We start from the raw sequence: 12,549 nt of genomic DNA on the forward strand, positions 1-12,549 counted from the left end.
CTGGCATGCAATTTGCTCTCTTGTGAGGCAGGTTGCCTTGGTCGACTATTCGCGCCGGCATCACCCACATTCTAAGGGCTAACTCCACTACCCCAGCCCGAAGCCACCCGGAGGACACCATGTCGAAGTCGGTTCAACTCATCAAAGATCATGACGTTAAATGGATTGATCTGCGCTTCACGGACACAAAAGGCACTCAGCACCACGTGACCATGCCGGCTCGCGACGCGCTGGATGACGCTTTCTTCGAAGAAGGCAAAATGTTCGACGGTTCCTCCATTGCCGGCTGGAAAGGCATTGAAGCTTCCGACATGATCCTGATGCCGGACGACAGCACTGCCGTACTCGACCCGTTCACCGAAGACCCAACCGTGATCATCGTGTGTGACGTGATCGAGCCTTCGACCATGCAAGGCTACGACCGCGACCCACGTGCGATCGCCAAGCGTGCCGAGGAATACCTGAAGTCGACCGGTATCGGTGACACCGTATTCGTAGGCCCGGAGCCAGAATTCTTCATCTTTGATTCGGTCAAGTTCAAGTCCGACATCTCCGGCTCCATGTTCAAAATCTTCTCCGAACAAGGTTCGTGGATGTCTGACCAGGACATCGAAGGCGGCAACAAAGGCCACCGCCCGGGTATCAAAGGTGGCTACTTCCCGGTTCCGCCGTTCGACCATGACCACGAAATCCGTACCTCCATGTGCAACGCCATGGAAGAAATGGGCCTGGTTATCGAAGTTCACCACCACGAAGTGGCCACTGCCGGCCAGAACGAAATCGGTGTGAAGTTCAACACCCTGGTGGCCAAGGCTGACGAAGTTCAGACCCTGAAGTACTGCGTACACAACGTGGCTGATGCCTACGGCCGTACCGCTACCTTCATGCCTAAGCCGCTGTATGGCGATAACGGCTCGGGTATGCACGTTCACTTGTCGATCGCCAAAGAAGGCAAGAACACCTTCGCTGGCGAAGGTTATGCCGGCCTGTCCGACACCGCCCTGTACTTCATCGGCGGTATCATCAAGCACGGTAAGGCCCTGAACGGCTTCACCAACCCATCGACCAACTCCTACAAGCGCTTGGTTCCAGGTTTCGAAGCACCGGTAATGCTGGCCTACTCGGCGCGTAACCGCTCCGCTTCGATCCGTATTCCTTACGTGTCCAGCCCGCGCGCTCGCCGTATCGAAGCCCGCTTCCCGGACCCGGCAGCCAACCCGTACCTGGCCTTCGCTGCGTTGGTAATGGCTGGCTTGGACGGTATCCAGAACAAGATCCACCCTGGCGACGCCGCCGACAAAAACTTGTACGACCTGCCGCCTGAAGAGGCCAAAGAGATCCCACAAGTGTGCGGCAGCCTGAAAGAAGCCCTGGAAGAGCTGGACAAGGGCCGTGCGTTCCTGACCAAAGGCGGCGTGTTCAGCGACGACTTCATCGACGCTTACATCGAGCTGAAAAGCGAAGAAGAAATCAAAGTACGCACCTTCGTACACCCACTGGAATACGAGCTGTACTACAGCTGCTGATCCGGTAGCGCCGCTTAACGCGGCGTGATGAAAAAGACCTCCTTCGGGAGGTCTTTTTTTGCCTGCGCTTTAGCGGGCAGTGCTGCTGTGGCAAGCGGGTTTGCCACACAGGCTCGCTGGCACTGTGCTGCGATAGCGCGAAACCAGTTACATGTTGTATTAGTAATCCTCCGCCATTGCGGGAGCGCCCGCCCCCACAGGAGATCACCCTTGAAGTCTCGACTTGTATTCGCCCTGTTATTCGTCAGCGCCAGTGCGAGCGCTGCGCCACCTTCTTCCCTCACCCCGTTGCTCAACAGCATCGCCGAGCGCCTGGAGATTGGTGAACAAGTAGCGCTGAGCAAATGGGACAGCCACAAGGCTGTAGAAGACCGACAGCGAGAGCAGGACGTGATCGCCAGCGTGGTTAACCAGGCCCCCAACTACAAACTGCCGCCCGCCGCCGCCGAGCAATTTTTCTCGGCGCAGATCGAGGCCAATAAGCTGGTGCAATACACCTTGCTGTCCGACTGGCAATTTCAAGGCAAGGCGCCCGACACCCCGCGCCCGGACCTGGTGAAGCAAATTCGCCCGCAACTGGACCAACTGCAAAAACGCCTGCTCAAGCAATTAGCCGATTTCACCCCGCATCGCACCGACCCTCAGTGCCCGCAATGGGTAGCGCAGGCCGTGCATGAGCCGCAGAACGACCCAATGCGCCAGCTGGCGATGATTCGCGCCACCGCCGAGCTGTGCATCTACAAAGGCTGAAAACTGCAAGCCATCTCCCCCACTGACGCCAATATTCAATGTGGGAGGGCGCGCGCTCCCGATAGCAATGGTTCAGCCACACATAAGCTGACTGACCCACTGCTATCGGCAACTTCCTGAACACATCTTTCAAAATCGCACTATATTGGTGCGACGCGCTGCACCCTTCCCAACCGAACAGCCCATTTTGGTTCGAATCTTCCCGATCAAGCTGGCAGAACGCCACAGTTTCGAGCCACAAACCCCTATTTCAAAGCTTTAGCGCTTCTTTTCGGAGCCTTGGTTTGGTTTTTGCATTTTCATTGTATCAGCGTGTGCCTCAAGCCCGCGCCTTGCTCCAAAAGAGGTCCTGATGACCATTAGCGATGCACTGCACCGTTTGTTACTCGACAACCTGACCACCGCCACCATCCTGCTCAATGACGACTTGCGCCTTGAGTACATGAACCCGGCGGCGGAGATGCTCCTGGCCATCAGTGGCCAGCGCAGCCATGGGCAGTTCATCAGCGAATTGTTCACCGAGTCGGCCGAAGCCTTGAGTTCATTGCGCCAAGCGGTGGAGCAGGCGCATCCGTTCACCAAACGCGAAGCGATGCTCACCGCCCTCACCGGCCAGACGCTGACGGTCGACTATGCGGTGACGCCGATCCTGAGCAATGGCGCGACGTTGCTGTTGCTTGAAGTGCACCCGCGCGACCGCTTGCTGCGCATTACCAAAGAAGAAGCGCAGCTGTCCAAGCAGGAAACCAGCAAAATGCTGGTGCGCGGGCTGGCCCACGAGATCAAGAACCCGCTCGGCGGGATTCGTGGCGCGGCGCAGTTACTGGCTCGCGAACTGCCCGAAGAGCACCTTAAGGATTACACCAACGTCATCATCGAAGAGGCCGACCGCCTGCGCAATCTGGTCGACCGCATGCTCGGCTCCAACAAGCTGCCGTCGCTGGCCATGACCAACGTGCATGAGGTGCTAGAGCGCGTCTGCCACTTGGTCGAGGCTGAAAGCCAGGGCTGCATCACCTTGGTGCGCGACTACGACCCGAGCATCCCCGACGTATTGATCGACCGCGAGCAGATGATCCAGGCGGTGCTGAACATCGTGCGCAACGCCATGCAGGCCATCAGCAGCCAGAACGAGCTGCGCCTGGGCCGTATCAGCCTGCGCACCCGCGCCCTGCGCCAGTTCACCATCGGCCATGTGCGCCATCGCCTGGTGACCAAAGTCGAGATCATCGACAACGGCCCGGGCATTCCTGCGGAACTGCAGGAAACCATTTTCTTTCCCATGGTCAGTGGCCGCCCGGACGGTACCGGGCTGGGCCTGGCCATTACCCAGAACATCATCAGCCAGCATCAGGGTTTGATCGAATGTGAGAGCCATCCTGGCCACACCACCTTCTCGATCTTTCTGCCTCTGGAACAAGGAGCCCCATCGACATGAGCCGTAGTGAAACTGTGTGGATCGTCGATGACGACCGTTCTATCCGCTGGGTCCTTGAAAAAGCCTTGCAGCAAGAAGGCATGACCACCCAAAGCTTCGACAGCGCCGACGGGGTGATGAGCCGCCTGGCCCGCCAGCAGCCGGACGTGATCATCTCTGACATTCGCATGCCCGGCGCCAGTGGCCTGGACTTGCTCGCGCGCATCCGCGAGCAACACCCGCGCCTGCCGGTGATCATCATGACCGCGCACTCCGACCTGGACAGCGCTGTCGCCTCCTATCAAGGCGGCGCCTTTGAATACCTGCCCAAGCCGTTCGACGTGGACGAGGCGGTGGCGCTGGTCAAGCGCGCCAACCAGCACGCCCAGGAACAGCAAAACCAGCAAGCGCCACCGGCCCTGACGCGCACCCCGGAAATCATCGGTGAAGCCCCGGCGATGCAGGAAGTGTTTCGCGCCATCGGGCGCTTGAGCCACTCCAACATCACCGTGCTGATCAACGGCGAGTCGGGTACCGGTAAAGAATTGGTGGCGCATGCACTGCATCGCCACAGCCCACGGGCAGCCTCGCCGTTTATCGCGCTGAACATGGCGGCGATTCCCAAGGACTTGATGGAGTCGGAGCTGTTCGGCCACGAAAAAGGTGCGTTTACCGGTGCCGCCAACCTGCGTCGCGGCCGCTTTGAGCAAGCCGACGGCGGCACGCTGTTCCTCGATGAAATCGGCGACATGCCGGCCGACACCCAAACCCGCTTGCTGCGCGTGTTGGCAGACGGTGAGTTCTACCGCGTTGGCGGGCACACGCCGGTCAAGGTCGACGTGCGCATCATCGCGGCAACGCACCAGAATCTGGAAACCCTGGTGCAGGCCGGCAAGTTCCGCGAAGACTTGTTCCACCGCCTGAACGTGATCCGCATCCACATCCCGCGCATGTCGGACCGTCGCGAAGACATCCCGACCCTCGCCCGCCACTTCCTCAGCCGCGCCGCGCAAGAACTGGCCGTCGAGCCGAAGCTGCTGAAAAGCGAGACCGAGGAATACCTGAAGAACCTGCCGTGGCCCGGCAACGTGCGCCAGTTGGAGAACACCTGCCGCTGGATCACGGTGATGGCCTCCGGCCGCGAAGTGCATATCAGCGACCTGCCGCCAGAGCTGTTGAGTTTGCCGCAGGATTCGGCCCCGGTGACCAACTGGGAGCAGGCGCTGCGCCAATGGGCCGATCAGGCGCTGGCGCGTGGCCAGTCGAACCTGCTGGACAGCGCCGTGCCGGCCTTCGAGCGAATCATGATCGAAACCGCGCTCAAGCACACCGCAGGTCGCCGCCGCGACGCCGCCGTGCTGCTGGGTTGGGGCCGCAATACCTTGACTCGCAAGATCAAAGAGTTGGGGATGAAGGTTGACGGTGCGGATGATGATGAAGGCGACGACGCCTGAATCGCCAAGCCGTAAGCCGCTAATCCACTGAAAATCCAATGTGGGAGGGGGCTTGCTCCCTCCCACATTTGTATCTTCACTAAATATGGGATCTGTGCACCGCTTCAATGCACCGCGAACTGGCATCGCGCACGGATCCAATGCGTGAACGCTCAGGTTAACTGAAAAAAATCTAAAAACTGAAAACAGCAAAGCCCCGAATTCCGGGGCTTTGCGCTTTCTGACGAAAATATTTTGCAAACCTTGGCCGCGCTGGCACGCGCCCTGCAATAACCCTCGTACTACCCAGTTTCGGGGACCTTGGTACAGGCAGGCCGAGAATCCCCTCTTTACACCCGGAGTGCTTGATGCGAGTCGCGTCGCGCTCCATACCGTTTTGGGAGCCCTGGTACAGGCAGGCCGGGAACTCCCTTCTTTACACCAGGAGCTTATGCGCCGCAGCGCCCATAGCTCCAGCCCGTTTCGGGGACCTTGGTACAGGCAGGCCAGGGATTCCCTCTTTTATTGCTCTTGGAGATGGATCTCCAGTCGCCAGCGGCCATCGGCCTTCTCACCTTCCCATTCCCCGCGCAAAGGCCGAGCCGCCACCAGGTTCAGCAGCAAGCCGCCATCGGTCTTGCGGATGCGCCAGTTCACCCACTTGTCACTGACCTTGAGCTGCCCGGTGGCGGCGTTGCCCTGCGCGTCGAACAACAACGCCACGGTGCCGTCGATGTGCTCGCCGTGCAGTTTGGGCTCACTGTTGAACCACACCACCAGGCTGTCCCTTGCGGTCTCTACCTGTTGCAACTCGACCGGGTCCGCGGTGGTCAGGCGCCCGATCATCAAGCCGACCATCAAGCCTACAATCGCCAACGAGCCCAAGACCCTCGGCAATAGCTTCGGCCTTGGGTCCTCTTCGGGGGTAGAATGCAGCGCATCTTTGCCTTCGGAGCCGTGCATGTTTCACGTCATCCTTTTTCAACCAGAAATTCCGCCGAATACCGGCAACGTTATCAGGCTGTGCGCCAACAGTGGCTGCCACCTGCATTTGATCGAGCCTTTGGGCTTCGACATGGACGACAAGCGCCTGCGCCGCGCCGGGCTCGACTACCACGAGTACGCCACACTCCAGCGCCATGCCGACTTGGCCAGTTGCCTGGAAAGCCTCGGCCAGCCACGGCTGTTCGCGTTCACCACCAAGGGCTCGCGGCCGTTTCATGATGCAAGCTTTGCCGAAGGCGACGCCTTCCTGTTCGGCCCGGAAAGCCGGGGCCTGCCTGCCGAGGTGCTTGATGCACTGCCTGATGGCCATCGCCTGCGATTGCCGATGCGCGAGGGCTGTCGCAGCCTGAACTTATCCAACACCGTAGCCGTTGCCGTCTACGAAGGCTGGCGCCAACTCGGCTTCAAGTAGCGCATAAACAAAATGTGGGAGTTGGCAAGTGTGAGAGCTGCATACCTGCTCCTACACCTGCCAGCTCCCACATTTTTTTACCGCGCAGGCTTACTGAACGGTCGACGAACCTTCTGTTTGCATGCGCTGCAGCTCTTGAGCGTACAGGGCATCAAAGTTCACCGGCGCCAGCATCAAGGCCGGGAACGAGCCACGGGTGACCAGGCTGTCCAGGGTCTCACGGGCATACGGGAACAGAATGTTCGGGCAGAACGCGCCCAGGGTGTGGCTCATGGACTGCTCGTCCAGGCCCTGAATCAAGAAGATACCGGCCTGTTGCACTTCAGCGATGAAGGCCACTTCTTCGCCGTTTTTAACGGTAACCGACAAGGTCAGCACCACTTCGTGGAAATCGCCTTCCAGCGCTTTTTGACGGGTGTTCAGGTCCAGCGCAACGCTTGGGGTCCACTCCTGGCGGAAGATCGCCGGGCTTTTCGGCGCTTCAAACGACAGGTCACGCACGTAGATACGCTGCAGCGAGAATTGTGGGCCTTGCGCTTCTGCTGCTTCGGTGTTCTGTTGGTCAGTCATCGCAGATCCTTCTTGATCTTGGGGTCTTTTAGGGTTTAGGCGAGCAGCGCATCAAGTTTACCGGCGCGCTCCAGGGCGAACAGGTCATCGCAGCCACCGATATGCTTGGCGCCGATCCAGATTTGCGGCACGGACGTGCGCCCCGCTTTCTGGGCCATTTCGGCGCGCACCTGGGGTTTACCGTCGACCTTGATTTCTTCGAAGGCAACGCCCTTTTTCTCAAGCAAGGCTTTGGCCCGCATGCAGTAAGGGCACCAATCGCTGGAATACACGACAACCTGGCTCATATCACTTCACCAGCGGCAGGTTATCGGCCTTCCAGCTGCCGATACCGCCGGACAGTTTGGCGGCGGTGAAACCGGTCTTGAGCATCTCGCGGGCGTGGGTGCCGGCGTGCTGGCCTTGGGCGTCGACCAGAATAATGGTCTTGCCTTTGTATTTTTCAAGTTCGGCCAAGCGCGCGATCAGCTTGTCCTGCGGAATGTTCAGGGCGCCGACGATATGGCCGGCGGCAAAATCCTTAACCGGGCGAATATCCACTACAACGGCCTCATCCTTGTTGACCAGTGCGGTCAGCTCCGACGTGCTCAGGCTGCGACCACCGCGGCTCATTTCATGAGCGATCAGCAGCGCCAGCAGGATGACAAAGGCACCCGCGAGCAGGTAGTGGGCAGTGGCAAATGCAATCAGGTGATCAACCATCAAGGAGGTTCCAGGGCGTTAAAATGGCGGTAAGTATACACAGCCGTCAGGGGCGGCCAACCCCCGTAAAGCGGTGACGTCGTCGGAACTTCGCTTTAAACTGCTACTCACTTTTAAATTGCCTTCCTTTATTAACGCCGCGAGAGGATCTATGACTACTACGCCTAAACCTTTGGTCCTGATAATTCTCGATGGCTTCGGACACAGTGAAAGCCACCACGACAACGCCGTGTACTCGGCCAGCAAGCCTGTACTCGACCGCCTGGCCGCCACCGTACCCAACGGTTTGATCTCGGGTTCGGGCATGGACGTAGGCTTGCCGGACGGCCAGATGGGCAACTCGGAAGTCGGCCACATGAACCTGGGCGCCGGACGAGTGGTCTATCAAGACTTCACCCGCGTGACCAAATCAATCCGCGATGGCGAGTTCTTCGAGAACCCGACCCTCTGCGCAGCGGTAGATAAAGCAGCAGCAGCCGGCAAGGCCGTGCACATCATGGGCCTGTTGTCGGATGGCGGCGTACACAGCCACCAGGACCACTTGGTCGCCATGGCCGAACTGGCCTACAAACGCGGCGCCGAGAAGATTTACCTGCACGCCTTCCTCGACGGCCGCGACACACCGCCGAAAAGCGCGCAATCGTCCATCGAACTGCTCGACACCACCTTCGCGGCTTTGGGCAAGGGCCGCATCGCCAGCCTGGTCGGCCGCTATTTCGCCATGGACCGTGACAATCGCTGGGACCGTGTGGCCCAGGCCTACAACCTGATCGTCGACGGCCAGGCCGAATTCAACGCCGCCACCGCCCAGGAAGGTCTGCAAGCCGCTTACGCGCGCGGCGAGAGCGATGAATTCGTCAAAGCCACCACCATCGGCGAACCGGTCAAAGTTGAAGACGGCGACGCCGTGGTGTTCATGAACTTTCGCGCCGACCGCGCCCGCGAACTCAGCCATGTGTTCGTGGATGCCGGCTTCAAAGACTTCGAGCGCGCCCGCCAGCCACAGGTCGAGTTCGTGATGCTGACCCAATACGCCGCCAACATCCCGGCCCCGTCTGCCTTTGCGCCGGGCAGCCTGGAAAACGTACTGGGCGATTACCTGGCCAAAAACGGCAAGACCCAGCTGCGTATCGCCGAAACCGAGAAATACGCCCACGTGACCTTCTTCTTCTCCGGCGGGCGTGAAGAGCCGTTCCCAGGCGAAGAACGCATCCTGATCCCGTCGCCAAAAGTTGCCACCTACGACCTGCAGCCGGAAATGAGCGCGCCGCAGGTGACCGACAAGATCGTTGACGCCATCGAGCACCAGCGTTTCGACGTGATCGTGGTCAACTACGCCAACGGCGACATGGTCGGCCACAGTGGCAACCTCGAAGCGGCGGTCAAAGCCGTGGAATGCCTGGACCTGTGCGTCGGCCGCATCGTCGACGCACTGGAAAAAGTCGGCGGCGAAGCACTGATCACCGCTGACCATGGCAACTGCGAGCAGATGTCCGACGAATCCACCGGCCAAGCCCACACCGCCCACACCACCGAGCCGGTGCCGTTCATCTACGTCGGCAAGCGCGACCTGAAAGTGCGTGAAGGCGGCGTACTGGCAGACGTGGCGCCGACCATGCTGAAACTGTTGGGGCTGGAAAAACCAGCCGAGATGACCGGCACTTCGATTCTGGTCTGATCCAAAACAGACCGCAAAACCCTGTGGGAGGGGGCTTGCTCCCGATGGCGGAATGTCAGTGAACACTCGTTTAACTGACTCACCGCCATCGGGAGCAAGCCCCCTCCCACATTTGATCGCCAGCGTTTGGCAGATATTTCTGCCCTCTCCCCGCCACTCGGCACCTATCTTGCCCACAAGCCCGAATTTGGCGTTTTTTTTGCGGCGCTTGGCGGGCATACTAGGCCGTCCCTTTCTTTAGTGTCGCCCGCCTCTATGCTTCGCGCCTTGATTACCCTAGCTTTAGTCTGCCTGCTCCAACCGGCGTTTGCCGATGAGCGCGCACAAACCCAACAACAGTTGGACGCTACGCGTCAGGACATTACCGAGCTGAAAAAACTGCTCGGCAAGCTCCAGGAAGAAAAATCCGGCGTGCAGAAAGACCTGCGCGGTACGGAAACCGAAATGGGCAAGCTGGAGAAGCAGGTCCAGGAGCTGCAAAAAGAATTAAAGAAGAGCGAGTCGGAACTGGAGCGACTCGACGCTGAGAAAAAAAAACTCCAGAGCGCACGCGTTGAACAGCAACGCTTGATTGCGATTCAGGCCCGCGCCGCGTACCAGAGCGGCCGCCAGGAATACCTCAAGCTGTTGCTCAACCAGCAGAACCCGGAAAAATTTGCGCGCACCCTCACTTACTACGATTACCTGAGCAAAGCGCGCCTGGCGCAATTAAAAGGGTTTAACGAAACCTTGCGCCAGTTGGCGAATGTCGAGCAGGAAATTGCCGACCAGCAGTCGCAATTGATGGACCAGAAAACCGCCCTCGACACCCAGCGCGACCAGCTGGACAAGGTGCGCAAAGAGCGCCAATTGGCCCTGGCCAAGCTTAATGACGACGTGAAAGCGCGCGACGCCAAGCTGCAAGCCCGAGAGCAGGACCAGGCAGACTTGGGCAAAGTACTTAAAACCATCGAAGAAACCCTGGCCCGCCAGGCGCGTGAGGCCGAAGAAGCGCGGCAAAAAGCGCTGATCGCCCAGCAGGAAGCCGAAAAAAAGCGCCAGCGTGAGGCCGAAATGGCAGCCACGACCGACGCCCCCGCGCCGCGTAAACCTGCGCATACGGCTGCAGGCCCGCTGGTTTCCAGCGCTGGCGAGTCGTTCGGTGGGCCTTTTGCTTCAGCTCGCGGAAAACTTCCATGGCCCGTTGATGGTCGACTGCTGGCACGCTTTGGTGAAACCCGTGGCGATGACACGCGTGCCAAGTGGGACGGCGTGATGATCAGCGCGTCCGCCGGCAGCCAGGTGCATGCCGTCCACGGTGGGCGCGTGGTATTTGCCGATTGGCTGCGCGGCGCTGGTTTATTGGTGATTCTTGACCACGGTAATGGCTATTTGAGCCTTTACGGCCACAATCAGACTTTACTCAAGTCGGCAGGTGATGTTGTAAAAGCGGGTGAATCCATCTCCACTGTCGGTAACAGTGGCGGCCAGGACACCCCGGCGCTGTACTTCGCTATTCGTCAGCAGGGTCGCCCGAGCGATCCCGCACAATGGTGCCGTTCCCAAGGATAGGGTCGCATCTACATTAGGAGTTCGTTCGACATGCTGCATTTGTCCCGCCTCACTTCGCTGGCCCTGACGATCGCCCTGGTGATCGGCGCGCCGCTGGCTTTCGCCGACCAGGCCGCACCGGCTGCACCTGCCGCCACGGCTGCGACCACCAAGGCGCCGCTGCCGCTGGACGAGTTGCGCACCTTCGCCGAGGTCATGGACCGGATCAAGGCGGCTTATGTCGAACCTGTAGACGACAAGACGCTGCTGGAGAATGCCATCAAGGGCATGCTCAGCAACCTCGACCCGCACTCTGCCTACCTTGGCCCGGAAGATTTTGCCGAGCTGCAAGAAAGCACCAGCGGTGAATTCGGCGGCCTGGGCATCGAAGTCGGCTCCGAAGACGGCCAGATCAAAGTGGTCTCGCCAATCGACGACACACCAGCCTCCAAGGCCGGCATTCAGGCCGGCGACTTGATCGTAAAGATTAACGGCCAGCCAACCCGCGGCCAGAGCATGACCGAAGCTGTCGACAAGATGCGCGGCAAGCTCGGCCAAAAAATCACCCTGACCCTGGTGCGCGACGGCGGCAACCCGTTTGACGTGACCCTGGCCCGCGCGACTATCACGGTCAAGAGCGTGAAGAGCCAACTGCTGGAGTCGGGCTACGGTTACATCCGTATCACCCAGTTCCAGGTCAAAACCGGCGACGAAGTGGCCAAGGCCCTGGCCAAGCTGCGCAAGGACAACGGCAAGAAGCTCAACGGTATCGTGCTCGACTTGCGTAACAACCCGGGCGGCGTGTTGCAGGCTGCGGTCGAGGTTGTCGACCACTTCATCAGCAAAGGCCTGATCGTCTACACCAAGGGCCGTATCGCCAACTCCGAGTTACGCTTCTCGGCCACCGGCAATGACCTCAGCGAAAACGTACCGCTGGCGGTGTTGATCAACGGCGGCAGCGCCTCGGCGTCGGAAATCGTCGCCGGTGCCCTGCAAGACCAAAAACGCGGCGTATTGATGGGCACCACCAGCTTCGGCAAGGGTTCGGTGCAAACCGTGTTGCCGCTGAACAACGAGCGCGCACTGAAGATCACCACGGCGCTGTACTACACGCCAAACGGTCGCTCTATCCAGGCCCAAGGCATAGTCCCGGACATTGAAGTACGCAAAGCCAAGATCACCAACGAGATCGACAGCGAGTACTACAAGGAAGCCGACCTGCAAGGTCACTTGGGCAATGGCAACGGCGGCGCCGACCAGCCAACCGGCAGTGGCGCCAAAGCCAAGCCGATGCCGCAGGATGATGACTACCAACTGGCCCAGGCGCTCAGCCTGCTTAAAGGCCTGAGCATCACGCGTAGCCGTTGATATGCGGGTTGCCCTGATCTTCGCTGTGCTGTGCAGCTTCGTGGGGGGGGGGCCCCCCCCCCCCCCCCCCCCCCCCCCCCAAAAAAAAAAAAAAAAAAAAAAAAAAAAAAAAGGGGGCAAACAAGCCCCCGGGAGAGGGCGGGGGGGGGTTGAAGGGG

General features: G+C 59.7%; 12 protein-coding genes. 8 read left to right on the plus strand and 4 right to left on the minus strand.

Features of this window, described 5'->3' with window-relative positions; translation table 11 throughout:
- Window positions 1-119 precede the first annotated feature (119 nt).
- From glnA to ntrC, 4 genes are all read left to right on the plus strand, one after another.
- Window positions 120-1,526 carry a glutamate--ammonia ligase gene (glnA, locus tag ACOZK9_RS17470; RefSeq protein WP_058413151.1) on the plus strand — a complete coding sequence of 469 codons (1,407 nt, stop codon included), beginning with the start codon at window positions 120-122 and terminating at the stop codon, window positions 1,524-1,526.
- A gap of 210 nt (window positions 1,527-1,736) precedes the next feature.
- The gene (locus ACOZK9_RS17475; protein ID WP_099240955.1) at window positions 1,737-2,276 is read left to right on the plus strand and encodes a chorismate mutase; all 540 of its coding nucleotides are present in this window, start codon (window positions 1,737-1,739) and stop codon (window positions 2,274-2,276) included.
- A 352-nt stretch (window positions 2,277-2,628) separates the two neighbouring features.
- Window positions 2,629-3,714 carry a nitrogen regulation protein NR(II) gene (glnL, locus tag ACOZK9_RS17480; protein ID WP_046034638.1) on the plus strand — a complete coding sequence of 362 codons (1,086 nt, stop codon included), beginning with the start codon at window positions 2,629-2,631 and terminating at the stop codon, window positions 3,712-3,714.
- On the plus strand, window positions 3,711-5,147 hold the full coding sequence (gene ntrC, locus ACOZK9_RS17485) for a nitrogen regulation protein NR(I) (protein WP_421556259.1): 1,437 nt from the start codon (window positions 3,711-3,713) through the stop codon (window positions 5,145-5,147). Before glnL ends, ntrC begins: the two co-directional genes overlap by 4 nt.
- A 501-nt stretch (window positions 5,148-5,648) precedes the next feature.
- Here ntrC and ACOZK9_RS17490 read toward each other — a convergent pair.
- Window positions 5,649-6,089 carry a hypothetical protein gene (locus ACOZK9_RS17490; protein ID WP_152751723.1) on the minus strand — a complete coding sequence of 147 codons (441 nt, stop codon included), beginning with the start codon at window positions 6,087-6,089 and terminating at the stop codon, window positions 5,649-5,651.
- On the opposite strand from ACOZK9_RS17490, the gene ACOZK9_RS17495 reads away from it, so the two are divergent.
- Window positions 6,088-6,543, plus strand: coding sequence for a tRNA (cytidine(34)-2'-O)-methyltransferase (locus ACOZK9_RS17495; protein WP_058413147.1), 456 nt, complete (start codon window positions 6,088-6,090; stop codon window positions 6,541-6,543). The genes ACOZK9_RS17490 and ACOZK9_RS17495 overlap by 2 nt on opposite strands.
- A 90-nt stretch (window positions 6,544-6,633) precedes the next feature.
- Here ACOZK9_RS17495 and secB read toward each other — a convergent pair whose 3' ends face one another.
- The 3 genes from secB to ACOZK9_RS17510 are packed head-to-tail and all read right to left on the minus strand — an operon-like array spanning window position 6,634 to window position 7,815.
- The gene (secB, locus tag ACOZK9_RS17500; protein ID WP_058413146.1) at window positions 6,634-7,113 is read right to left on the minus strand and encodes a protein-export chaperone SecB; all 480 of its coding nucleotides are present in this window, start codon (window positions 7,111-7,113) and stop codon (window positions 6,634-6,636) included.
- 35 nt (window positions 7,114-7,148) lie between these two features.
- Window positions 7,149-7,400: a glutaredoxin 3 gene (gene grxC, locus ACOZK9_RS17505; protein ID WP_017734847.1), complete on the minus strand. Its 252-nt coding sequence runs from the start codon at window positions 7,398-7,400 to the stop codon at window positions 7,149-7,151.
- 1 nt (window position 7,401) lies between these two features.
- Window positions 7,402-7,815 carry a rhodanese-like domain-containing protein gene (locus tag ACOZK9_RS17510; protein ID WP_058413145.1) on the minus strand — a complete coding sequence of 138 codons (414 nt, stop codon included), beginning with the start codon at window positions 7,813-7,815 and terminating at the stop codon, window positions 7,402-7,404.
- Between the two features lie 151 nt (window positions 7,816-7,966).
- Between ACOZK9_RS17510 and gpmI the strand changes: the two genes are divergently transcribed.
- From gpmI to ACOZK9_RS17525, 3 genes are all read left to right on the plus strand, one after another.
- Window positions 7,967-9,493 carry a 2,3-bisphosphoglycerate-independent phosphoglycerate mutase gene (gene gpmI / locus ACOZK9_RS17515; protein WP_058413144.1) on the plus strand — a complete coding sequence of 509 codons (1,527 nt, stop codon included), beginning with the start codon at window positions 7,967-7,969 and terminating at the stop codon, window positions 9,491-9,493.
- 255 nt (window positions 9,494-9,748) lie between these two features.
- Entirely contained in the window at window positions 9,749-11,044 is a 1,296-nt protein-coding gene (locus tag ACOZK9_RS17520; protein WP_058413143.1) for a murein hydrolase activator EnvC family protein, read from the plus strand.
- 30 nt (window positions 11,045-11,074) lie between these two features.
- A complete protein-coding gene (locus ACOZK9_RS17525) occupies window positions 11,075-12,391 on the plus strand; it encodes a S41 family peptidase (protein ID WP_058413142.1) in 1,317 nt (438 codons plus the stop codon).
- Window positions 12,392-12,549 lie beyond the last annotated feature (158 nt).

This window comes from Pseudomonas kitaguniensis, from assembly GCF_049199985.1.
GTDB lineage: Bacteria > Pseudomonadota > Gammaproteobacteria > Pseudomonadales > Pseudomonadaceae > Aquipseudomonas > Aquipseudomonas kitaguniensis.

Bases quoted from the DNA above. Each gene is read 5' to 3' on its own strand.
- grxC (WP_017734847.1), bottom strand. From the start codon at position 7,400: ATGAGCCAGGTTGTCGTGTATTCCAGCGATTGGTGCCCTTACTGCATG.
- ACOZK9_RS17510 (WP_058413145.1), bottom strand. From the start codon at position 7,815: ATGGTTGATCACCTGATTGCATTTGCCACTGCCCACTACCTGCTCGCG.
- ACOZK9_RS17525 (WP_058413142.1), top strand. From the start codon at position 11,075: ATGCTGCATTTGTCCCGCCTCACTTCGCTGGCCCTGACGATCGCCCTG.
- secB (WP_058413146.1), bottom strand. From the start codon at position 7,113: ATGACTGACCAACAGAACACCGAAGCAGCAGAAGCGCAAGGCCCACAA.
- gpmI (WP_058413144.1), top strand. From the start codon at position 7,967: ATGACTACTACGCCTAAACCTTTGGTCCTGATAATTCTCGATGGCTTC.
- ntrC (WP_421556259.1), top strand. From the start codon at position 3,711: ATGAGCCGTAGTGAAACTGTGTGGATCGTCGATGACGACCGTTCTATC.
- glnA (WP_058413151.1), top strand. From the start codon at position 120: ATGTCGAAGTCGGTTCAACTCATCAAAGATCATGACGTTAAATGGATT.
- ACOZK9_RS17520 (WP_058413143.1), top strand. From the start codon at position 9,749: ATGCTTCGCGCCTTGATTACCCTAGCTTTAGTCTGCCTGCTCCAACCG.
- ACOZK9_RS17495 (WP_058413147.1), top strand. From the start codon at position 6,088: ATGTTTCACGTCATCCTTTTTCAACCAGAAATTCCGCCGAATACCGGC.
- ACOZK9_RS17490 (WP_152751723.1), bottom strand. From the start codon at position 6,089: ATGCACGGCTCCGAAGGCAAAGATGCGCTGCATTCTACCCCCGAAGAG.
- glnL (WP_046034638.1), top strand. From the start codon at position 2,629: ATGACCATTAGCGATGCACTGCACCGTTTGTTACTCGACAACCTGACC.